Annotated in this window: 21 protein-coding genes and 1 riboswitch; of the genes, 7 read left to right on the top strand and 14 right to left on the bottom strand. The window is 71.5% G+C overall.

Annotated elements, in window-relative coordinates:
• Nucleotides 1–125 precede the first annotated feature (125 nt).
• Complete coding sequence (locus ABH928_RS09385) at nt 126–386, top strand: hypothetical protein (protein ID WP_370064138.1); 261 nt, start codon at nt 126–128, stop codon at nt 384–386.
• 47 nt (nt 387–433) lie between these two features.
• Here the strand turns inward: ABH928_RS09385 and ABH928_RS09380 are convergent, their stop codons facing one another.
• A complete protein-coding gene (locus ABH928_RS09380) occupies nt 434–1,195 on the bottom strand; it encodes a DeoR/GlpR family DNA-binding transcription regulator (RefSeq protein ID WP_370064136.1) in 762 nt (253 codons plus the stop codon).
• Nucleotides 1,196–1,225: 30 nt separating this feature from the next.
• Here ABH928_RS09380 and ABH928_RS09375 point away from each other — a divergent pair, with 30 nt between their 5' ends.
• Both ABH928_RS09375 and ABH928_RS09370 read left to right on the top strand, forming a co-directional pair.
• Nucleotides 1,226–2,506: an MFS transporter gene (locus tag ABH928_RS09375; protein WP_370064134.1), complete on the top strand. Its 1,281-nt coding sequence runs from the start codon at nt 1,226–1,228 to the stop codon at nt 2,504–2,506.
• A gap of 86 nt (nt 2,507–2,592) precedes the next feature.
• Nucleotides 2,593–3,216, top strand: a complete 624-nt coding sequence (locus ABH928_RS09370; protein WP_370064132.1) for an HAD-IA family hydrolase — start codon at nt 2,593–2,595, stop codon at nt 3,214–3,216.
• A gap of 42 nt (nt 3,217–3,258) precedes the next feature.
• Here ABH928_RS09370 and ABH928_RS09365 read toward each other — a convergent pair whose 3' ends face one another.
• The gene (locus tag ABH928_RS09365; RefSeq protein WP_370064130.1) at nt 3,259–3,900 is read right to left on the bottom strand and encodes an NADPH-dependent F420 reductase; all 642 of its coding nucleotides are present in this window, start codon (nt 3,898–3,900) and stop codon (nt 3,259–3,261) included.
• Nucleotides 3,901–4,128: 228 nt separating this feature from the next.
• On the opposite strand from ABH928_RS09365, the gene ABH928_RS09360 reads away from it, so the two are divergent.
• Complete coding sequence (locus tag ABH928_RS09360) at nt 4,129–4,782, top strand: TetR/AcrR family transcriptional regulator (RefSeq protein ID WP_370064128.1); 654 nt, start codon at nt 4,129–4,131, stop codon at nt 4,780–4,782.
• Nucleotides 4,783–4,789: 7 nt separating this feature from the next.
• Here the strand turns inward: ABH928_RS09360 and ABH928_RS09355 are convergent, their stop codons facing one another.
• The 5 genes from ABH928_RS09355 to ABH928_RS09335 all read right to left on the bottom strand — a co-directional run bounded on the left by ABH928_RS09355 (nt 4,790) and on the right by ABH928_RS09335 (nt 9,492).
• Nucleotides 4,790–6,277, bottom strand: coding sequence for an MFS transporter (locus ABH928_RS09355; protein ID WP_370064126.1), 1,488 nt, complete (start codon nt 6,275–6,277; stop codon nt 4,790–4,792).
• 145 nt (nt 6,278–6,422) lie between these two features.
• Complete coding sequence (locus tag ABH928_RS09350) at nt 6,423–7,244, bottom strand: alpha/beta fold hydrolase (RefSeq protein ID WP_370064124.1); 822 nt, start codon at nt 7,242–7,244, stop codon at nt 6,423–6,425.
• 111 nt (nt 7,245–7,355) lie between these two features.
• The gene (locus ABH928_RS09345; protein ID WP_370064122.1) at nt 7,356–8,102 is read right to left on the bottom strand and encodes an MBL fold metallo-hydrolase; all 747 of its coding nucleotides are present in this window, start codon (nt 8,100–8,102) and stop codon (nt 7,356–7,358) included.
• Nucleotides 8,103–8,144: 42 nt separating this feature from the next.
• On the bottom strand, nt 8,145–8,951 hold the full coding sequence (locus ABH928_RS09340; RefSeq protein ID WP_370064120.1) for an alpha/beta fold hydrolase: 807 nt from the start codon (nt 8,949–8,951) through the stop codon (nt 8,145–8,147).
• An 82-nt stretch (nt 8,952–9,033) separates the two neighbouring features.
• On the bottom strand, nt 9,034–9,492 hold the full coding sequence (locus ABH928_RS09335) for a cupin domain-containing protein (RefSeq protein WP_370064118.1): 459 nt from the start codon (nt 9,490–9,492) through the stop codon (nt 9,034–9,036).
• Nucleotides 9,493–10,038: 546 nt separating this feature from the next.
• Here ABH928_RS09335 and ABH928_RS09330 point away from each other — a divergent pair.
• Complete coding sequence (locus ABH928_RS09330) at nt 10,039–11,028, top strand: helix-turn-helix domain-containing protein (RefSeq protein WP_370064116.1); 990 nt, start codon at nt 10,039–10,041, stop codon at nt 11,026–11,028.
• A 117-nt stretch (nt 11,029–11,145) separates the two neighbouring features.
• Here ABH928_RS09330 and ABH928_RS09325 read toward each other — a convergent pair whose 3' ends face one another.
• On the bottom strand, nt 11,146–12,018 hold the full coding sequence (locus ABH928_RS09325) for an SDR family oxidoreductase (protein WP_370064114.1): 873 nt from the start codon (nt 12,016–12,018) through the stop codon (nt 11,146–11,148).
• Nucleotides 12,019–12,114: 96 nt separating this feature from the next.
• Between ABH928_RS09325 and ABH928_RS09320 the strand changes: the two genes are divergently transcribed.
• On the top strand, nt 12,115–12,810 hold the full coding sequence (locus tag ABH928_RS09320) for a winged helix-turn-helix transcriptional regulator (protein ID WP_370064112.1): 696 nt from the start codon (nt 12,115–12,117) through the stop codon (nt 12,808–12,810).
• On the opposite strand, the gene ABH928_RS09315 is transcribed toward ABH928_RS09320, so the two are convergent.
• The 6 genes from ABH928_RS09315 to ABH928_RS09290 all read right to left on the bottom strand — a co-directional run bounded on the left by ABH928_RS09315 (nt 12,780) and on the right by ABH928_RS09290 (nt 20,344).
• On the bottom strand, nt 12,780–15,635 hold the full coding sequence (locus tag ABH928_RS09315; protein WP_370064110.1) for a molybdopterin-dependent oxidoreductase: 2,856 nt from the start codon (nt 15,633–15,635) through the stop codon (nt 12,780–12,782). The two genes, ABH928_RS09320 and ABH928_RS09315, sit on opposite strands and share 31 nt — an antisense overlap.
• Nucleotides 15,632–16,456 (bottom strand): xanthine dehydrogenase family protein subunit M, encoded by an 825-nt coding sequence (locus tag ABH928_RS09310; protein ID WP_370064108.1) that lies wholly within the window; start codon nt 16,454–16,456, stop codon nt 15,632–15,634. The genes ABH928_RS09315 and ABH928_RS09310 overlap by 4 nt, the downstream gene beginning before the upstream one ends.
• A 195-nt stretch (nt 16,457–16,651) precedes the next feature.
• Nucleotides 16,652–17,482 (bottom strand): molybdate ABC transporter substrate-binding protein, encoded by an 831-nt coding sequence (gene modA / locus ABH928_RS09305; protein ID WP_370064106.1) that lies wholly within the window; start codon nt 17,480–17,482, stop codon nt 16,652–16,654.
• 163 nt (nt 17,483–17,645) lie between these two features.
• A complete protein-coding gene (locus ABH928_RS09300; RefSeq protein ID WP_370064105.1) occupies nt 17,646–18,467 on the bottom strand; it encodes an ABC transporter ATP-binding protein in 822 nt (273 codons plus the stop codon).
• Complete coding sequence (locus tag ABH928_RS09295; protein WP_370064103.1) at nt 18,464–19,495, bottom strand: FecCD family ABC transporter permease; 1,032 nt, start codon at nt 19,493–19,495, stop codon at nt 18,464–18,466. The genes ABH928_RS09300 and ABH928_RS09295 overlap by 4 nt, the downstream gene beginning before the upstream one ends.
• Nucleotides 19,496–19,522: 27 nt before the next feature.
• Nucleotides 19,523–20,344, bottom strand: coding sequence for an ABC transporter substrate-binding protein (locus tag ABH928_RS09290; protein ID WP_370064101.1), 822 nt, complete (start codon nt 20,342–20,344; stop codon nt 19,523–19,525).
• A 1-nt stretch (nt 20,345) separates the two neighbouring features.
• Here ABH928_RS09290 and ABH928_RS09285 point away from each other — a divergent pair, with 1 nt between their 5' ends.
• Nucleotides 20,346–20,534, top strand: a complete 189-nt coding sequence (locus ABH928_RS09285) for a hypothetical protein (protein WP_370064099.1) — start codon at nt 20,346–20,348, stop codon at nt 20,532–20,534.
• A gap of 106 nt (nt 20,535–20,640) precedes the next feature.
• Nucleotides 20,641–20,789, bottom strand: a riboswitch (cobalamin riboswitch).
• Nucleotides 20,790–20,862 lie beyond the last annotated feature (73 nt).

Genomic DNA, 20,862 nt, shown 5'->3' with positions numbered 1-20,862 from the left:
GGGCGCGCGCCACAGGCGGCGGATCTGGGTCATTCCCTCGCCGCGGCGCCGGGCTCCGTGTCAGTGGTGGGGTCTAGCCTGTGGTGGGCAGCTCGACCGGGTAGGCGGCGACTCGCGCCCTCGCCGTGACCGCCGAGGTCGGCTCCACTCTCTGTGCGGTCACGCCGTTGCGGTCCGACCAGGCGCACAGCGTCGTCGCCACCGCGACCGCGATGGCCGGAGCCATGTGGCAGATGGCGGCCCCCGGCACGAAGCTGCGCGACTTCTACGAATCCGAACCCGGACTCGCACACGCCGTCGTGGACGTCGAGCCGCGGCTGACCGACATCCTCGGCGCCCTCCTTGTCGGCTACGCCGCCCGCTCGGCCCGGCCCGACTCGAATTGACGCCCGTCACCTGCTACGACGCGACCCCGGCCCCAATCGACGTTTCGTCAGACGGCTTTGACGACTGTGCCCGCGCCTTCGAGCGCGGCGACCTCGTCGGTGGGCGCTGTGGTGTCGGTGACGAGGGTGTGCAGGAGCGTGGCCGGGCCGACGTGGGCGTGGGCGGTGCGGCCGAGTTTGCCGCCGTCGGCGGCGACGATGACGCGGCGGGCTGAGGCGATGCCGGCCTTCTTCACGGCCGCGTCGTCGAGGTCGTAGGCGGTCAGGCCTTCGGTGGCGCTCAGGCCGCAGCAGCCGATTACGGCGGTGTCGAAGCGCAGCGCGGCCACGGAGGCGAGCGTGAGGGGGCCGGTCAGGGCTCCTTCGGCGGCGCGGGGCCGTCCGCCGGGCACCAGCAGCGTGGCCGGGCCGGGAGGGTCGCTGAGTGTGTGAATGGCCTGCAGTGACAAGGCCATCACGGTCACCGGCCGCTCGCGCAGGAGGCGGGCGACCTCCAGGCAGGTGGTGCCGCTGTCCAGCAGGACGGTCTCGCCGTCGGTGATGAGCGAGGACACCTCGGTGGCGATCCGCCGCTTGGCGTCGACGGCCTCGCGGGCGCGCAGCGCGAAGGGCGGCTCCTCGCCCCTGAGCAACAGGGTCCGTGCTCCGCCACGGACGCGTTCGAGCACGCCCTGTGCGGCGAGCACGTCGAGGTCACGCCGGATGGTCATCTCCGAGGTGCCGGTCAACCCGGCGAGTTCCTGGACGGTGACCTGGCCCGACTCCCTGACGGCCTGCGCGATCACGGAGTGACGGTCTGCGTTGCTCATACCGCGATTGAACACCACCTCGAAACGAACATGCAATGTGTTCAGAATGCGAGCTTCCAAACAACGAATCTGTTCGTTACGGTGGCTGGTGTGCACCCTTCGCTTCGAGCCGCCCGTGCGGCGACCTTCGTCTACTTCGTCCTGTGCGGCACCCTGATGGGCACCTGGGTGGTGCACATCCCCGCCATCGAGGAGCGCGTGGGCATCAGCCACGCGACCCTCGGGGGCCTCCTGGTGTTGCTGGGGCTCGGGGCCTTCGCCGGCATGCAGGTGACCGGCCGCCTGACCGACCGCCTCGCACCGCGCCTCGTCGTCCCCGCCACCGGTGTGCTGTCCAGCGCGGCCCTGGTACTGCCCGGCCTGGCCCGAAGCCCGTGGACGCTGGCGGGCGCCCTGCTGGCCTTCGGCTTCGCCAACGGCTGCCTCGACGTGAGCATGAACACCCACGCCGTCCACGTGGAGAAGGCCTACGGCCGACCCGTCATGTCGGCCTTCCACGCGACCTTCTCCGTCGGCGGCGTCATCGCCGCACTCGCCGCAGCCGGTGCCGCCGACGCCGGCATGGGCCCGGCCACCACCCTCGGCGTCTCGGCCGTCCTCGGCACCGTGGTCGCGCTGACCGCGGCCCGCGGCCTGCTGCCTGGCACGCCCGCGTCCGCGACCACCACCGCACAGGCCGAGCAGGCACCGGCCGCGAAGCGGCGCAGCGCGCCCCGCCGCATCTGGATCCTCGCCGCCCTGGCGCTGACGACCATGCTGTGCGAGGGAGCCGCCAACGACTGGAGCACCCTGCACCTGAAGGACATCCTCGGAGCTCCGGCGAGCACCGCCGCCTTCGGCTACGGCACCTTCGCCGCGGCGATGACCACCGGCCGTCTCCTTGCCGACCGCGTCGCCGCCCGGTTCGGGTCGATGGCCGTGCTGCGCTACGGCTCGGCCACGGCCGCCGTCGGCATCACGATCGCAGCGTTCTCCGCGTCGATATGGACCGCGTTCGCGGGCTGGGCACTGTTCGGTCTGGGACTGTCGGGCTGCGTCCCCCAGCTCTTCAGCGCGGCCGGCCACGCCGACTCCTCCGCCGCCGGTGCGAACGTCTCCCGCGTCGCCGGGCTCGGCTACCTCGGCATGCTCGCCGGGCCCGCCGTTATCGGCTGGCTGACCCACCTCACCGCGCTGAACCACACCTTCCTGCTGCTGACCCTGCTCTGTGTGACCACCGCCGTGGCGGCCGGCGTCCTACGCACCGGCCCCGGCGCCACGCCGGACCCCGACCCCGAGCCGGCGCCCGAGCCCGCGTGCAGAAACCACTGACCGCCTGCGCGGCAGGATCCTGACTCCGTGCCGGGCAGGCTCCCGTCCACCCTCGAAGCCCGCCCGGAACAGGAAGCAACGCCGCCATGTCCACCGACCGACGCATCGTGCTGTTCGACCTCTTCGGGGTCATCGCCTGCCACCAACGCCCCGGCGCCCTGGAGCGGATGGCCGCCCGGTGCGGCGCACCCGCCGAGGCCTTCGCCGGCGCCTACTGGGCCGGCCGGCCGCCCTACGACGCCGGGCAGCAGTCCGCTCATGCGTACTGGACAGGTGTCCTGCGACGGCTGTCGCTCTCCGTCGACGCCAGCACGGTCGAGTGGCTGCGGCTCGCGGACATCGACAGTTGGTCCCGGGTCGACGACCGCATGGTCGCCTACGTGCAGAGCCTGCGGAACCGCGCCGAGGTCGCCCTGCTGTCCAACATCCCCGCCGACCACGCGGACGTCTTCCTCGGCGCGCAGCCCTGGCTGCGGAGCCTGGACCACGTCGCCCTCTCCGGGAAGATCAAGGCGGCGAAGCCGGACCCGGCGGCGTTCCACTCCTGCGTGGCTGCCATGCGGGCAGCCCCGGCCGACTTCCTGTTCGTCGACGACCGCGAGGAGAACGTGCGCGCAGCCGAGACGCTCGGCATGAACGGCCACGTCTTCACCCGACTTGACGACCTGGCAGCGGCCGTCGACTCCTGGCTGTCCACCCGCGCGGCGTGATCGACGCCCCTTCCGCCGCGCGCAAGGCAGCCACGCTCCGCGCTACGCGAGGCTCGCCCGAGCCTCGCTCTCGCTGAGGAGGCGGCCGTTCAGCCCGCCGAACTGGTGGAGGTCGCCGAAGACTTCGATCCGGGCCGTGTCGTCGACACCGCCGGCCCGGACGGGTGCCCAGCCGCCCTTGGTGATCAGATCCGCGACGGCCGCACCGGCTGCGTCGTCGTCCGTCGCGTAGTACAGCGCGACCTTGTCGCCCTCGGCGGTCTGCGTGGCGTCGAGTCCGTCGGCGCCGAGCGTGCCGAAGGCCTTCACGAAGCGCGCCCCGGCGGGCATCAGCTTGGCCAGTTGTTGACCCGCTGAGACGCCCTCCGGGTTCAGGCTCTTGAAGCCGTCGCCGTCAGGAGCGATGTTGTTGGACGGGTCAACGACGATCTTGCCTTTGAGGGCCTGGGCGTTGTCGGCGAGCAGCTGCTTGGCGGTGTCGAACCAGGTCGCCAGAACCACGGTGTCCGCGCCTGCGATGGCGTCCTGGACACCGGAGGCCGTGACGCCGTTGCCGATCTTCTCGGCCGCCGCCTGAGCACTGCCGAGGTTGCTCGCCGCGACCGTGACGTCGACGCCTCCCTCCGCGAGCCGGTGGGCGACCCGAGCGCCGATGTTCCCGGTGCCGATGACGGCGACAGCCATGATGACCTCCTGAGTTGTGCCCAGCGATCGCTGAGGAACGAAGATGAAGCAGTCGTGGCGGACCCCGGCCACGTTAGGGACCCAGGGGCGCCGACTGTCCTCAGCCACGCCCTGCCTGTCACCCGCTCGGCAGCCGTCGGCGCCGTCCGCCCAGGCGCAGGCCGAGGGGGCAAGGGTGATTATGCGAGTCAAGTCTCATCATTAGAGTCAACTTGCTATGCTTGGCTCATGGACAGTGGCGAACCGACGACACCGAGGGCCGCAACGGGCCGTGTGAACCAGAAGCTGCGCACGCGCCGGGCGATCGTGGAGGCCGCCGTCGAGCTGATGCGCACCGGTCGCGATGTGACGATGCTTGAGGTCGCCAAGTCCGCTCTGGTGTCCGAGGCCACGGCGTACCGGTACTTCCCCGACCTGGCCAGCCTGCTTCAGGAGGCCATGGCCGGCCAGATGCCCACCCCGGCCGAGGCGCTCGCCTCGGTCGCGGACTCCCGCGACCCGGTGGAGCGCATCGCCGCCGCGACCGAGCATCTGCTGCGCACGGTGCTGACGTACCAGGGTGCGACCCGCGCGATGATCGCGGCCACGATCACCCGTCCCGAGGCCGCGGGCGCTCGGCCGGCCATGCGCTTCGGCCTGATCGACCACGCGCTCGCCCCGCTGGACGAGACCGTCGGGGCCACGGACCCGGCAGCCGTGGCGCAGTTGAAGCGGGACCTGGCGGTCGTCGTCAGTGCCGAGGCCTTGTTCGCCCTGACCGACCTGTCGCGACTGGACCCCGAGGATGCCGTCGCCAGCGTCGTCCACACCGCGACCACGCTCACCCGGGCCGCGCTGGACGCCGCCGCAGCCGTGGGCGGCCGTCCCGCCGCGCGGCGCTGACGACGCGTCAAGCCTGCGCGCCTCGGCGCACCCTGGGCGTGCTGCTCACGCTCGGGACGGACTCGGCCGGGAACCGCGCGGCGACCCGCGCGGCGGTCGCGGTGGCGCGGCGTGTGGTGGCGGCCAGGCCCGTCACCGTGATGACCAGGCCGCATCCGGCCAGGGTCCACCACCCCGCGTGGCTGGCGGCGGCGAACCCTGCGTGGACCGGAGCCCGGGTGCGCGCGGCGACGATCGCGCCGAGGACGGCGACGCCGAGGTTGTTGCCGACCTGTCGGGCGGTGGTGGTGATCGCGGAGGACACCCCGGCCTGGGCGCGCGGCATGCCTGCCACCGCGGTGCTGGTGATCGGCGCGTTGACGAGGCCGAACCCGATGCCCAGCAGCACATAGGCGGTGAGCAGAAGCGCCCACGGCGTGGTCGGGGTGAGCGTGGTCAGGGCCAGCGTGGCAGTGGTGATCAGCAGGCCGGCGGCGACCAGGGGCGGGCGCGGGCCGTGGGTGGCGGTCAGCCGTCCGGAGAGCGGTGAGGCGAGCGCGATGCCGACGGCCATGGGCGCGGTCAGCAGACCGGCGTGCAGTGCGCTGTAGCCGCGCACGTCCTGCAGGTACAGGGTGTTGAGGAACAGGAACCCGGACAGGACCACGAAGGCGGCGACGGCGGCGACGAAGGAGCCGGTGAACGGGACCGACCGGAAGAACGCCGGATCGACCAGCGGCTGCTCGCGGCGTCGCTCGTAGCGGGGCAGTACGGCGGCAGCCGCCGCGGACAGGACGAAGAGGCCGATGATGGGGGCGCTCGTGTAGCCCCGGCGTGAGCCCTCGATGATCGCGCAGATCAGCGCGGTGAGGGTCGTGACGACGAGCACCTGCCCGACCGGGTCCGGGCGCCGGGGCGTGGCGGCCCGGGACTCGGGCACGAACACCGCCGTGAACACCAGGGCGGCCACACCGACGGGGATGTTGATCCAGAAGATCGAACGCCAGCCGGCCGAGGCGACCAGGAAACCGCCGACCACCGGGCCCGCCGCCAGGGACAGTCCGACCGTGGTGCCCCAGAGCCCGATCGCGCGGGCCCGCTCGCGCGGATCGGGGAAGGCGTGCGTGATGATCGACAGGGCGACCGGGTTGAGCATGCTGGCGCCCAGGCCCTGGACGACGCGGAACGTGATCAGCCACCCCAGCGACGGGGCGAGCGAGCAGGCCAACGAGCCGGCGGTGAACAGCGCCAGTCCGGCCTGGAACACCCGGCGCCGGCCGATCCGGTCGGCGGTGGATCCGGCGAGCATCATGAAGGCGGCGACCGCCAGGGTGTAGCCGTCCACGGTCCACTGCAGGCCGCTCACCTGCGCGTGCAGGTCACGGCCGACGGCGGGCAGGGCCACGTTCACGGCGGTGGTGTCCAGGGCGGTGATCAGCAGGCTCAGGCAGCAGACCGCCAGAACCAGCCCTGCCCGCCGACGGCTGCTGTCGGCCGGGAGCGTATGCGTCGTCATGTCCGTCCTCCTCCTTTTCTCTCGTTGGTGGTGCGGTCGGTGGTGCGGTCCTGGAAGGCACGGCGCCCGCCGCTCCGCGAACGGCGCGGCACGGCGGGCGCGGATGCGTGGCGGCCCGGGCTCGGAACGATCCGCCGGACAGGCCCTACGCGCGGTGGGGCTCGACCTGGGTGTCGACGAAGTCGCCGATCGCCTCGAAGACGGCTGCGGGCTGCTCGATGTGCGGGAAGTGGCCCGCCTCGGCGATGGGCCGGTAGGAGGCACGGGGGAAGGACGCGGCCAGGGCCCGCTCGTACTCCAGCGGCGCGATGCCGTCCTGCTCGCCGGCGAGCACGAGCACCGGGACGGCGACCCGGTGCAGGCGGCCCTGGAGCTTCGGGTCGTAGCAGAACGGGTCGCCCGCGTACACGGCCAGGGTCTGCTGGTTGGCGGCCATCGCGGCCAGCTGCTCCGGGGCGAGCGTGGTCGGGTTCGGGCGCAACTGCGGGTTGTGGAAGGCGAGTTCGCCGGTCTTGACCGAGCCGAGGTCGGCGGGGTCGGCGATCTGCACCGGGGGCTCGGGGGCGATGCCGGTGGAGGCGAGCAGGGTCAGGCAGCTGATCCGGGTGGCGTTGTCGCGCAGCGCCATCTCGGCGGCGATCCACCCGCCGACCGAGCTGCCCGCCACCATGACGCCGCGCAGGTCGAGCGCGTCGAGCAGGTCGAGGTAGGCGCTGGCCAGGTCGGCGACGGTGTCGGTGGACGCCGGGCGCGGCGTGCCGTCGAACCCGGGGTGGGTCGGCACGACCACGTAGGCGTGCCGCGACAGGCCTGCGGCGAAGCCGGCCATCGAGCGCGGTCCCGCGCCGCCGTGCAGCACAAGCACGCCGGTGCCCTCGGTGTTCTCGCCGAACTCCTGGACCGTGACGGCGAGTCCGCCCGGAAGGTCGATGGTGCGGGTCGTGCTGGTGGAAGCGGAGACAGACATGCTGATGGATTCCTTCGGTACGCGGCTATGAAGACGGATCGTGGCGTGATGGTGGATCTCGCGTCGGTCATCGGGCTTGCGGCGCGGAAGGCCTCGCCGCTCGGCCCCGGGTCACAGCTCCACTCGGGTGCCGGGTTCGACGATGCGGACGCTGGTGTCGGGGGCCAGGTCGCGGGATGCGTCCTGGAAGCGCAGCGGGTTCTTGTCGCTGCGGGTGATCAGCCGGTCGCCCAGGAAGCCCTTGGTGAAGGCGTAGTGGTGGGGGACGGCCAGCTCGGGTCTGAGGATCGCGGTCAACTCGGCTGCCTCGTCGGCGTTCATGACGACCTGCATGTTGTTCGCGGGCCGGATGTGCAGGCCGTTGGTGGGCAGCAGGGCGAGCGAGATGTGTCCCAACCGCTTGGGGATCTCGGCGAGTTCGGGGATGAGCATGGTGTCCCCGGCGAAGTACACCGCGTCGGAGCCGGCGCGCAGGACGAAGGTGACCTCGTAGACGCCGTGCTTGGCTGGCGTCGCGGTGATGGTGACGCCGCCGACCTCGGCCTCCTCCCACGGCCTGAGGGCGGTGACGTTGGTGAAGCCGTGCCGGCGCGCCGTCTCGACGACGGTCTCGGCGACGAAGAGCGGGACCGACCGGTCCCGGTACGCAGCGAAGGCGTCCAGGTCGCAGTGGTCGTAGTGCTCGTGGCTGATCAGCACGCCGTCGAGCCGGGGCAGGTCGGGGATCCCCAGGGCGATCGGCTCGCCCTGGTAGTAGCCGGGTCTGGTGCTGAACCAGGGGTCGGTCAGGAAGGTGCGGCCGCCGATCTCGATCAGGTGGCAGCTGTGGGTGACGCGGGTGACCGCGGTCTTGGGCATGGGCTGGACTCCTTGGTGGCGCGGGCGGCAGGTGGTCGCGGCTCAGCGCGAGAAGGGCGCGAAGTCGGTGTCCGCGCTGTCCCAGATCGCGTGCGAGACCTGGTCGGGGGTCTCCAACTGCGGGGAGTGGCCGGTGTCGGGCAGTACCTGGAACCGGGCCATGGGGATCGCGGCGGCGTAGGCGCGTCCGTAGTCGGTGTCGGCGATCCGGTCGCTCTCGCCCCAGAGCACCAGGGTCGGGATCTCCAGCGTCCCCAGGCGCGCGGCCAGGGTCGGGTCGCTCATCGCGGTGCCGGCGTAGACGGCGAGCGCGGCGCGGTTTCCGGCAGCGACGGCCTGTGCCGCCGGGGGCAGGGTGGTGGGGTCGAAGCGGAAGGGGGCGGGGTCGTGGAAGGTGAGCTCGAAGACCTGATCCATGGTCAGGGAGAAGAAGTCGGCGACGGGGTGGCCGGGGACCTCGATGCCGACGGCGTCGATCAGGACGATGCCGCTGACCCGTGGCGACTTCAACAGTGCGATCTCGGCGGTGATCCACCCGCCCATCGAGTTGCCGATGACGGTCACGTCGGCCAGGTCCAGCTGGTCCAGCAGCGCGCCGTAGAGCGCGGCCAGGTCGGACACCGTGGTCAACGCCTCGGGCCGGTCGGTGCCGCCGAAGCCCGGGTGGGTCGGAGTGAGCACCCGCACGTCGTGAGCGGCGGCGAACTTCTCGGCGAACCCGGTCACCGACTGGAGACCGGCCCCGCCGTGCAGGAGCAGGAACGGTTGCCCGGACCCGTGATCGGTGACGGACACCTGGACCGGGCCGATGCCGTCGAGGGCGATGGTGTGCTGCGTGGTCGTGCCCACGGCTTTCTCCTTGATCGATTGCTGGGCCCGGAGACCGGACGGCAGTTGGGGATGGGGTGCGGCGAGTCGACGGTGCGGGTGCTCAGGCGAAGTCGGTGGCCGGTTCGGTGTCGTAGTGGCTCATCGCCTCGATCGTCGCCTCGGGTGTGAGCGGTTGGCCGCCGGCGATCATGTCGCGCAGATCCCGGAAGTAGTTGACGTACAGGTCCGGGGTGAAGGTGTTGAGCAGCACCGTGGTGCCGTCGGTCGGGTTGGCGAAGGTGTGGGGAGCGCCGGGCGGGATCATGACCAGCGTTCCTGCGGGCGCGTCGTACACGGTCTCGCCGACGGTGAACCGGGCCGCGCCGGAGACGACGTAGAAGCCCTCGTCGTGGCGGGCGTGGCGGTGCTGCGGCGGTCCGTCGGTGTGGGGGGCGAGCGTGATCTCCCCGATGCCCAGGCGGTGCCCGGTCGTGGTGCCGTCCTCCAGGATCCGCATCCGGGTCGGGCCGAGCTGGATCGACTCACCGGCGTCCGGACCGACCACCGAGACGTCTGCCATCTGAACCTCCAAGGAAGAGAGACTGCCTTTGTTGTGATAGTGCGCTCTCATGAGAGTATGCGCCGCCCTGCTCGCTTTATGCAAGTGAACTCTCATGATGGAATTGAACTGTCTTGTCGGGCCGCCGTGCAGCAACGGCGTGTCCGCCTGCCTGCCTGCCGGACGGCCGGAGCCGGGCGCAAGGCCGCTCAGGTGGGCCGCTGTCCGGCTCCTGGCGATGGTCCGGCGCGGTGCGAACCGCGGTCCACGAAGATGCGGAGACTGCAAAACTGACCGCCATGGAAACCCGTCTCGGTGATCCCGCAGCGCCATCTCCGATGCCGGTACCGGCGCCCCCGTGATGACCCGCACGGGGGTGGAAGGATGATGGTTCATCAGATGAGTCTCCTGTCGCCGGGTGAGCGGGCCTGGGGGAGGGGCTTGTCCCTGGCTTTGAACCCTAGGAAAATCAGCCCGGCGGGGGCTTGAACCACAGCGCCATCCCGGCAGAACATCCGCGCCAGTCGGCGCCTGGTGGCACCGGAGGCGAAGGCGGGGGAATCGTCGATGAACAAGGCTGAAGCGCATACCGACGGGTCGGGCAGGACCCGTCCCGGTGCGTCCGTCGGCGCAGGCGGCGTGTCGCGGGGATTCGAAGCCTTCCGCAGCGGCTGGGAGAAGGAGATCGGCGAAGGCTTCCCGCTGCCGAGCTTCAGCCCGGCGACGATGCGCGACTTCCGAGTCAGAAGCCGGGCCACCAAGGTCGGCGACGTGGCCATCACCGATCTCCACGGCGCGTCAGCCATCCGGACCGAAGGCCCCCTGGACGGCGTCGAGGACCAGGTACGTCTCTACGTCGTCAAACGCGGCTCCTGGAGCCTTGGCGCGCCGCTGTCCCGCGAGGAACAGAGCGTGCCCGCCGGGCAAGTCCTCATCCGCCACATCGGACGGCCGCTGCACTTCGAGACGGCTCCCGACACGACGGCGAAGGTCCTGGTCCTGCCCGCGGCCATGCTCACACCGCTGCTGGGAGAACGTCAGAGCGTCAGCGGTCGCGCCGACTCCGCCGAGGTGCGCCTGCTGGTGGCCCACGCGGACATGATCTACGCGACGGTCGCCGACCTCGGACGGGCTGGAGTGCAGGCCGCTCACAACACGCTCATCGAGCTCGCGAAGGCCGTGGCCAGGGGCCGCGTCGACGACGTGGAACCCGAGTTGGCCCCCGTGCTCACCCAGGCCGCGAAGGACCTGGTGGACCGTCACCTCGCCGACCCCGAGCTCTGCGGAGCGATGCTCGCCCGCGAACTCAACGTCTCGCTCCGCAACCTGCAGCGGGCGTTCGCCGCGTCCGGAGTGTCGGTGACCGCGTACATCCGACAACGGCGGCTGGAGGAGGCCCGGCTGGCGCTCGCCGCACCCTCCGGGCGGCTGAGCGTCTCCGAACTCGCCGCCCACTGGCAGTTCGCGGACAGCAGCCACTTCATCCGGACCTTCAAGAAGCACTACGGGCGGACGCCCACCGAGTACGCCCGCGCGTCCAGGGCGGCGGATGGCTGAACTGCCTGCTTCGAGCCGGGGTCGCCACCGGCCCGGGGCTCAACCGGGCCGGAGTGGTCCTGTTCGGGTGCGGGCGCGGCCGGTCGCTGGGGCGGCCGCGCCCGTCGGATGGGATGACTACGCGGGGCGTTCGGCGTTCAGGGCCGCGTTGACCGCTTCCTTGAGCGGCAGCGTGGGCCGACCCAGCAGGCGGGCCAAGTCGCCGCTTGTGGTCGCCAGTTCGCCGCGCCGCAGACCCTGGTCGGCGTCCGCGAGGATCTCGGCGAAGGCCTGTGGCACGCCGTTGCCGGCCAGGGCCTGGACGTAGTCGGCTTCCGGCAGGTCGGTGTAGCGGACCGGCGCGCCGGAGCCCGTGCTGATCTCGGCGGCGAGCTCGGCGAGCGTGAAGGCCTCGTCCCCGCCGAGCTCGTACGCCTTTCCGGCGTGCCCGTCCGTGGTCAGCACCGCCGCCGCCGCGGCGGCGTAGTCCGCCCGAGGGGCGGCGCTGACCCGGCCTTCACCCGCACTGCCGAACAGCGCGCCGTGCTGGAGCGCCGTCCCGAGGTGGTCCGTGTAGTTCTCCAGGTACCAGCTGTTGCGCAGCAGCGTGAACGGAACCCCGCCGGCCCGCAGCAGGGCCTCGGTGGCCTGGTGGTCCTCGGCCATCCGCAGGGTGCTGGTGTCGGCGTTGACGATGCTGGTGTAGGCCAGAAGCTCGACTCCTGCCTCGCGTGCCGCCTCGACGGCGTTGCGGTGCTGCTGGACCCGGACACCGGGCTCGCTGCCGGATACCAGCAGGACACGGCGTGCGCCGGTGAACGCGGCGCGCAGGGACGCGGGGTCGGCGTAGTCGGCGGCCCGCAGCTGGACACCCCGGTCGGCCAGGGCCTTCAGGCGGTCCAGGTCGCGGCCGGTGGCGACGATGTCGGCGGCGGGTACGCCTCGGTCGAGGAGGTTCTCGACGACCAGGCGGCCGAGGTGGCCGGTGGCGCCGGTGACGACCAGTGTCATGTGGGTGCTCCTTGTCGATCGGTCTCCTCGATCAACTCCGCACTCCGTCCGAACCCTTCCCAAGCGACGGTACGCACGTTTGTGTACGGTACTGGCATGAAGGAAAGTATCGAGGTCAGCGGCGCGGCAGCGGGGAACCTGTCCGGGAATGTCTTCGAGCCGAACTGCCCCAGCCGGGTACTCCTGGACCACATCACGAGCCGCTGGGGGGTGCTGGTCCTGGTGGCCCTCTCGAACGGGACGAGGCGCTGGGGCGAGCTGCGCCGGTGGGTGAAGGGCATCACCGAGAAGATGCTGGCCAGCACCCTGCGCACGTTGGAGGCGGACGGCCTCGTGCTGCGCGAGGTCCACCCGGTCGTACCGCCGCGGGTGGACTACAGCCTCACCGAGCGCGGGCGGGAGCTCGTCGCGCTGCTGCTCCCGCTCGTGGAGTGGGCCACCGCCACCGCGGCGGCGGACGCCGAACCCCCGAGGTTGCCGGCTGACGGCACGGGCGGGCCCCCGCACTGCCCGGATGCGGGAGCGACCGACCGGGCTGAGGCTGGACCCATGAGTAACCTGCAGCCGCCGAACCAGGACACGCCCGTCTTCGTCAGCGCCTACGACACGAACAGCAGCCACCGCAGCGTCGTCGTCTGCCGCCTCGACGACAGCCTCACGGAGCCCCAACCCTGCCGTGCCCAACGCGACATGCACCGGTTCGTCGAGCATGAGCGGCCTGGCACCGACCTCGACGACCCCTCCCAGATCTACTGGGTCGATCACCCCGGCAAGTGGCCGCACGAGCGCTGAGTCGACTGCCGCCCCTCCGGCCCGTTCCCGAACGGCGCGAGCGTGCCGGCCGACCGGGCAGCCCGGCGGTGTGCGTCGAGCGCCTTCCAGACGTGGTCGCGCAGGAACGGGGCCTCGGTGAAGCGGATTCCGGTGGCGTCGCGCAGGGCGTTGGCGAAGGCGGGCGGGACGGGGTTGAACGGGCTCTCGCTCATGGACTTGGCGCCGAGCGGGCCGATGGCGTCGGAGGTCTCGGTGAAGTGAACCTCGGTGCGCGGCACGTCCGCGTAGGCGGGGAGGCGGTAGCGGCGGAAGGCCGCGGTGGTGACCTCGCCGTGCTCGTCCAGCAGGACGCGCTCGAAGAGCGTCGCGCCGAGGGCCTGGGCGACGCCGCCCTCGACCTGGCCGCGGCACTGAAGCGGGTTCATGACCTTGCCGGCGTCGGCGCCGTGGACGCTGCGCAGGATCTTGATCTCGCCGGTGTCCGGGTCGACGGCGACGCGGAACCACTGCGAGTTGAAGGCCACCGAGCGGGGGGAACCGCCCCAGTGCCCGTCGGCCTTGAGCTCGACGTCCTTGCCGCGCGCGGCCTCGAAGAGCTCCTTGAGCGTCACGATCCTGCCGTCGCACTCCACCGCGTCGGCGGTCAGCCGCAGCAGGCTGCGGGGAGTACGGGCGTACTCGGCCGTAAAGGAGAGGATCTGCTCGGCGAGCGCGTTGGCGGCCTTCATCACGGCCTTGCCCGCGACGACCGTGCCTGCTGAGCCGAAGGCGCCGGTGTCGTGCTTGACCACGTCGGTGTCGGACTGGCGGATGGCGATGCGGTCCACGGTGGTCCCGAGTGCGCCGGCGGTGATCTGCTTGTGGACGGTGGTGGTGCCGTTGCCGAACTCGGCGGTGCCCACGGCGATGTCGTAGGTGCCGTCCTCCAGCAGCTTCACGGTGGCGTCGGCGAAGTGGCCGCCGGGCGGGCCGGTGGCGATGGCGGACATCGCGAAGCCCTGCCCGACCAGCCAGCCTTCGGGGGCCAGCTCGGCGCTGCGGTCGTCGGCAAGGGCGTTGCGCACCACCCCGAGGCACTGGTCGAGGCCGTAGGAGGCGATGTGCAGGTCCTCCTCCTCGCCGCAGGGTCCCTCCATGTGCTCGCCGGGGCCGATCACGTTCCTCTCGCGCAGCACGAGCGGATCGATGTCCAGGCGCCGGGCCAGTTCGTCCATCGCCGACTCCAGCGCGAAGGTGACCTGGCCCAGGCCGTAGCCGCGGAACGCCCCGGCGGGAACGCCGTTGGTGTAGACCGAGTAGGCGTTCACCTTCTTGTTCGGGGCCTTGTAGACGCCCATCGACTCGCCGACGCTGTGGAACATCACGGCGGGGCCGTGGTTGCCGTACGCGCCGGTGTTGGCGACCACCCGGAACTGAAGCGCCGTCAGGGTCCCGTCGCTCTTGGCGCCGACCTTCACCGTGACCTTGAACGGGTGCCTGGTGGTGGCGCCGTAGAACTGCTCGGGACGGGTGAACTCCAGCTTGACCGGCCGGTGCAGCTTCAGCGCGGCCAGGACGGCGATGTCCTCGGTGAGCATCTCCTGCTTGCCGCCGAAGCCGCCGCCGACCCGCCCGGCGACCACCCGCACCTTCTCCATCGGCAGGTCGTAGAGGTCGCACAGCGCGCGCCGGGTCAGGAACGGCACCTGTGTGCTGGAGCGCACCACGAGGCGCTCCCGGCCACCGTCCCTGCCACCGTCCTCGCCGGCGTCGTCGACCTCTTCGAAGTAGGCGACGCAGCCGTGCGTCTCCAGGCTGGCGTGCTGGACCCGCTGGGTCTGGAAGGTCTCCTCGTAGACGACGGCGGCCTCGGCGAAGCCCTGCTCGACGTCGCCCATCTCGCCGTGCACCTCACCGCAGACGTTGTCCTGGGCGCGGAAGATGCGCGACTCCGGTCCCTTCGGGTGGATCACCGGCGCGCCCGGCAGCATGGCGAGCTCCGGGTCGATGACGTACGGGAGTTGCTCGTACTCCACGACGATCCGCCGACAGCCCTCCTCGGCGGCTCCCTCGCTGTCGGCGACCACGGCGGCCACCCGCTGTCCGACGAAGCGGACCACGTCGTCCAGCACGCGGGTGTCGTCGGGGTCCTCGGTGGGGTGCTCGTGCCGGGCCGAGGAGTACAGCTTGTCGGGCGCGTCGCGGTGGGTGAGGACCGCGTGGACGCCGGGGACGAGCAGTGCGGCGGAGGTGTCGATGGACACGATCCGGGCGTGGGGGTGCGGAGAGCGCAGCAGCTTCATGTGCAGCAGCCCTTCGATCTCCATGTCGAAGGTGTAGCGCGCGGTCCCGGTCACCACCTGCGGCCCGGCGGGCGCACCGAGGCTGCGGCCCACGGCCTGGCCCGCGTCCGGCCGTTCGGTGTGCTTGACGCCGCAGATCGCGTCCTGGATGGCGCGGTACCCGGTGCAGCGGCACAGGTTGCCCTTGAGCGCCCGCGGCAGGTCCGCGCGCTTGTCCTCGTCGAAGCCCTTCGCGGAGGTGGTCATCAGGAACCCGGCCGTGCAGAACCCGCACTGGAAGCCCTGGGCGTCGAGGAACTGCTGCTGCATCGGGTGCAGTTCGCCGTCCTTGGCGAGCCCCTCGACCGTGGTCACCGACCGCCCCTCGGCGCGCAGCGCCGGGTAGAGGCAGCTGTGCACCGGATCCCCGTCCACCTGGACGGTGCACGCCCCGCAGTCGCCTCCGTCGCAGCCCTTCTTCACCCCGAACCAGCCGCGGTCGCGCAGATAGGTGCGCAGGCACTGGCCCGCCCTGGGCTCGGCGTCGAAGTCCTCGCCGTTGACGCGGATGGAGAAGCTCATCTCCCGTCCTCCTGAAGCAGTTCGCGGCGGATCTCCTCCGCGAAACGGAAGGTCATGTGCCGCCGCCACTCGGGCAGGCCGTGGATGTCGTCGTAGTACTCGTCCGGCCGGATGCCGTAGTCGAGGGCTTCGTGTACCGCGGCGGCGTTGGGAGGCAGCGCGAAGCGGAGCTGGATCGGTCGGATCGTCGAGGCGGCGACCGTCAGGGCCAGTTCGCCGTCGATCGGATCACGGGTGCCGACGAGCAGCGCGCCGGAGCGGCCGAGCCCGTACAGCGACGCCTGCCGGAACGCGGTCCGGCGGGCCAGCGCGCGCGCCGGCACGGTGATCGAGCGCAGCAGCTCACCGGGCTCCAGGACCTTGACCCCGGCGCCGACGACGAAGTCCGCGACCGGCACCTCGCGCTTGGAGCCGGACTGGGACTGCAGCTCGCAGACACCGTCGAGGGCGGCGGTGAGGGAGATCATCGGCCCGGCGGGCAGCCCGTTGCACAGGTTCCCGCCCACGGTGGCCATGTTCCAGATCTTCCAGGAGGCCAGAAACGCCCGGCAGCACTGCTCGACCAGCGGCGCCGCCGCCCAGTCGGCGCCCTGGGCGAAGCGGGACAGCTCGGCGATCGTGCACGTCGCAGCGATCTCCAGGTCTCCGGCCGCCGTCAGCCGGATCGGCTCCCAGCCCATGCGGCTCAGATCCACGAGTCGGCGGATGTGCGGCTGCGGCTCGGAGAACAGGTACGTGCCGCCCCCGAGCCAGGCGTCACCCGGGCGCCAGATGTCACGACTCCGTGCGTCGCGCATCTCCACCACCGTGTTCAGGTCCACGCCTCATCACCGTCCTCGACTGTTCGACACGGCGATTGAAGCAACCTCTGACCAGGCAGAACGAGTGGGCGGGTCTACCAACCAGGCCTGCCCGAACTGGGTGATCAACCAGCGCATGTACATGCCCGGTCTGCCCTGGTCTGCCTGGTCGAGCGCCCGGGCGAGCCGGGCTCCGGCGCACCCGGCCCGAAGACGCTACGAGGCGGAGGGGGACGGTGAGGTGGAGGACGTCGTGGGCTTCTTGAAGCCCGCGTCGGTGAGGACCTTCTGCCCCTCGGGCGACTCGACCAGGGCGACGAACTGCTGGGCCCCGGTGGCGTTCGGGGCGTGGGCGAGCGTCGCGATCGGGTAGTTGTTGATAGCGGAGGCGGCCTCGGGGAAGTTGACGCCGGTGACCTTGCTGCCCGCGCTCTTGACGTCCGTCTGGTAGACGAGCCCGGCGTCGGCCTCCTTCAGTTCCACCTTCGTGAGGACCGAGGTGACGTCCTGTTCGTAGCTGACGGGCGTGACCGTGACGTGGCCGTCGGCCAGGGCGGTCTGGGCGGCAGCGCCGCACGGCACGGTCTTGGCGCAGAGCACGACCTTGAGCGCGTGGTTGGAGAGGTTCTGCAGTGAGGCCACGTGCTGCGGGTTGCCGGGCTCGACGGCGATCTCCAGCTCGTTGCTGACGAAGGTGACGGGGGTTCCGGCTGCGTCGCCCTTGTCGGTCACCGTCTTCATGGTCGCCGGGCTGGCTGCGGCGAAGACGTCGGCTGGTGCTCCGTTGACGATGCCGGCCGAAAGCGTGTCGCTGCCGCCGAAGTTGAAGACCACGTGGGTACCGGGATGGACCGCCTCGAACATCTTGCCGAGCTCGGTGAAGGTGTTCTGCAGTGAGGCGGCGGCGAAGACGGTCACGGTTCCGGTGACGGACGGCGAGGCGGACGCGGACTGACTTGACGAAGCAGTGGTCGAACCACGGGAGGAGCAGGCGCTGAGGGCCAGAAGAACGGCGGCAACGGCAGCTGCGGCGGAGCGGCGCACCATGGGTCTCCCTGTCGTGTGGGACGGTCGCCGCCGAGCATAGAACCTGACATGCCAGGACATCCGGGAGGTATCGCTCGTATTAGCCCAGCTGAACCACGACATCGCCTCGCATCTGCGAGAACCGGACACGGGGGCCGCGGCGACCGCAGACCCGCATCGAACGTCAGTTCCGGGCACCGCGCAGTGGGGTGACCACCGGGCGGCCGTCGGAGTCCGTCGTCACCGAGACACGCGCGGCGTACACCCGCGCGATGGCGTCCTGGGTGACGACCTCGGCGGGTGGGCCGGATGCCTCGACGCGGCCCTGGTGGAGCAGGACCAGCCGGTCCGCGTACTGGGCCGCCGTGGTCAGGTCGTGCAGGGTGGTGACCACGGTCAGGTCCTGGGTGCGGCGCAGGTCGTCCACGAGGTCGAGGACGTGCTGCTGGTGGCCGAGGTCGAGTGCGGAGGTCGGTTCGTCGAGCAGGAGCAGTCGAGGTTCCTGGGCCAGCGCCCTGGCCAGCGCCGCGCGTTGGCGCTCGCCTCCGGAGAGCTGGGCGAGGCGGCGTTCGGCGTAGTGGCTCAGGTCGAGTCCCTCCAGCGTGCGCTGCACGGACTCGCGGTCGCGCTCGCCGGGGCTCGCGAGGTAGCCGAGGTGCGGGGTGCGGCCGAGCAGCACGTACTCCCGGACCGTCATGTCCGGCGGCAGCAGCGGGTTCTGCGCCACGTAGCCGATCAACCGCGCCCGCTCCCGGGCGCGCAGGTGCCCGACGGGGGAGCCGTCGACGGCGACGGTGCCGCGATGGGGGAGCAGCCCGGCGACGGCGCGCAGCAGGGTCGACTTGCCCGCGCCGTTGGGCCCGATCAGGGCGAGCCAGCCGCCCTGCGCGACAGCACAGGACACCTCGCGCACGATCGGGGTCCGGTCCAGGTCCACGTCGACGCCGCTCACCTCCAGCCCGTGCGGGGCGGTGGCGTGGTCGGGCGCGGGGGCACGGCCGGTCATGTGCGCACCGACCGGGTGGAGCGCAGGATCCAGACGAACGCGGGTGAGCCGATCAGCGCCGTGACGACGCCGATGGGCAGTTCGGCCGGTGAGACGACGGTGCGGGCCACGGTGTCGGCGAGGACCAGGAATCCGGCCCCGAAGAGCATCGACAGCGGCAGGACCAGCCGGTACGAGGTGCCCGCCAGCCGGCGCACCGCGTGCGGCACGACGATCCCGACGAAGCCGATCAGCCCGCTGACCGCGACGGCGCTCGCCGCGGCGAGCGCGCAGCCGGCCACGACGACCAGCCGGATCCGGCCGGGACGCAGGCCGAGCGAGCGGGCCTCCTCGTCGCCGACGGACAGCACGTCGAGGTGGCGGCCGTGCAGCAGCACGGCGGCGGTGGAGACCGCCAGGTAGGGCAGGATCTGCGTCACCTGACCCCAGGTGGCGGCGGACAGGGAGCCGAGCAGCCACGAGTAGACCTGCTGGATGTCCTGGCTGGAGCGCTGCAGCAGGTAGGTCTGCACGGCCGTCAGGAACATGGAGACCGCCAGGCCCGCGAGCAGCAGGGTGGCGGTCCCCGGTCTGGCCGTGACGCCCGCCAGGTAGGCGAGGGCGACCCCGGCCAGTGAGCCGACGAACGCGGCCACGGGCACGGTGGCCGCGTTCGCGCCGCCCAGCGAGACGATGGCGACGGTCGCGCCGAGGCCCGCCCCGGCCGACGCGCCCAGCAGGGACGAGTCGACCAGGGGGTTGCGGAACACGCCCTGGTAGCCCGCACCGGCGAGGGCGAGCGCCCCGCCGACCAGGGCGCCCAGCACCACGCGCGGCAGCCGGATCTGGAACAGCACCGCGCGGTCCAACTGGCTGAGCTGCTGCGGCAGGTGCACCAGCGGCAGCCGGTCCAGCAGCGCGTCGGCCGTCGCCAGCGGGTTGAGGTCCGCCGCTCCGGCCATGGCGCCCACCAGCACCGCGGCGGCCAGGAACACCACCGCGATGCCGTAGGCGCGCAGGGTGCGCGGGCGGACTCCGCCTCTTGTCACCGTTACCTCGTTACCGTCCGCCGTGCGTCACTTGGTGGGGGCCTTCTCGATCGCCTGCGCGATCTGGGCGACCAGCTGCGGCAGGCGCGGGCCCCAGCGCGAGGCGATGTCGTCGTTGAGGCCGACGATCTGATCCTTCTTGACGGCCGGGATACCGGACCAGCCGGGTCGGGCCGCGACGACCGCCGGGCTCTGCCCGCCGTCGGCGGACTGGTTGTCGGTGAGGAAGATCAGCTGCGGCTGGGCCGAGACGATGTACTCGGCGGACAGCTGCGGGTAGCCGCCGTCGGAGGCCTTGTCGGCCTTGTCGGCGATGTTCTTCAGGCCGAACAGCGAGGCGATCTGCCCGGCGAAGGTGGTGGAGGTCGCCGAGTAGTACGGGTTGGCGCTGACCTCCCAGTAGTAGCTGAGGTTCCCGTGATCGGCGCCGGCCTGCTTGACGGAGGCGGTGATCGACGCCTTCATGCCGGTGACGGTCTGCGTGGCCTGGGCGGTGTGACCGGTGGCCTGCCCGATCGCGTCGATCTGCGTGTAGACGTCGTTGATCGTCGCCGCGGCGGGCTCGATCAGGACCGGCACGCCGAGCTTGGTCAGCCCGGCGACCAGGCCACCGGAGTCCTGGGAGGCGATGACCAGGTCCGGGTTGTACTTGGCGATGGCCTCGATGTTCGGGGTCAGCCCGCTCAGGCTCGTGGTCGGCACGCCGGACGGGTAGTTGGAGTCCGAGTCCACCGCGACGACCTGCTTGCCGGCGCCCACCGCGTACAGGTCCTCGGTCGCGGTCGGCGACAGCGACACGATGTGCTTCGGCTGGGTCTTGAGGGTGACCTTGCCGTTGGAGCCGCTCACCGTGACCGGGTACGTCGCGGCGGCCGACGACGCGCTCGTCGAGGACGAGGAGGCGGAGGAGTCGGCGCTGCCGGAGCTCGTGGAGCTGCAGCCGGCGACGACGGCCACGGCTGCGAGCGCGGCGGTCGCCGTCGAGACAGCGCGGACGATCCGGGTGCGCCGAGCAGGCCGGGGCCGGACAGACGAGTGAGCCATGGTGGTGCTTCCTCCCGAGGGACGGGAAGAAGCCAATCCGTCGACGAGCGGCGCAGGACGCGCGCCGACAGAAACGGACCGCCCCTTCCCACGAGGGCCGATGTCGTAGCGCGGCAGGAGGCGACCTGGCTTCGGACCGCGTGGAGAGGGCCCTCACAGTTGCGGGACAGCGCCGGAATGACCCGCAGTGCGGGCTTCACCGGCTTCGCTGCCTGGCACGCTGCCGGAAACCTGCATGGCTGCGCAGATTTTTTGGCTCAGGCAGGTTAGCACTGCGCCGCGATCCCCGGCCGGGCACCCCCGTGGCGGGGCGGCGCCGGACC

The organism is Streptacidiphilus sp. MAP5-3 (assembly GCF_041262505.1).
Lineage (GTDB): Bacteria > Actinomycetota > Actinomycetes > Streptomycetales > Streptomycetaceae > Streptacidiphilus.
Note: the sequence above shows the minus strand (reverse complement) of the source record. Positions and strands in the feature narration are given on the sequence as shown.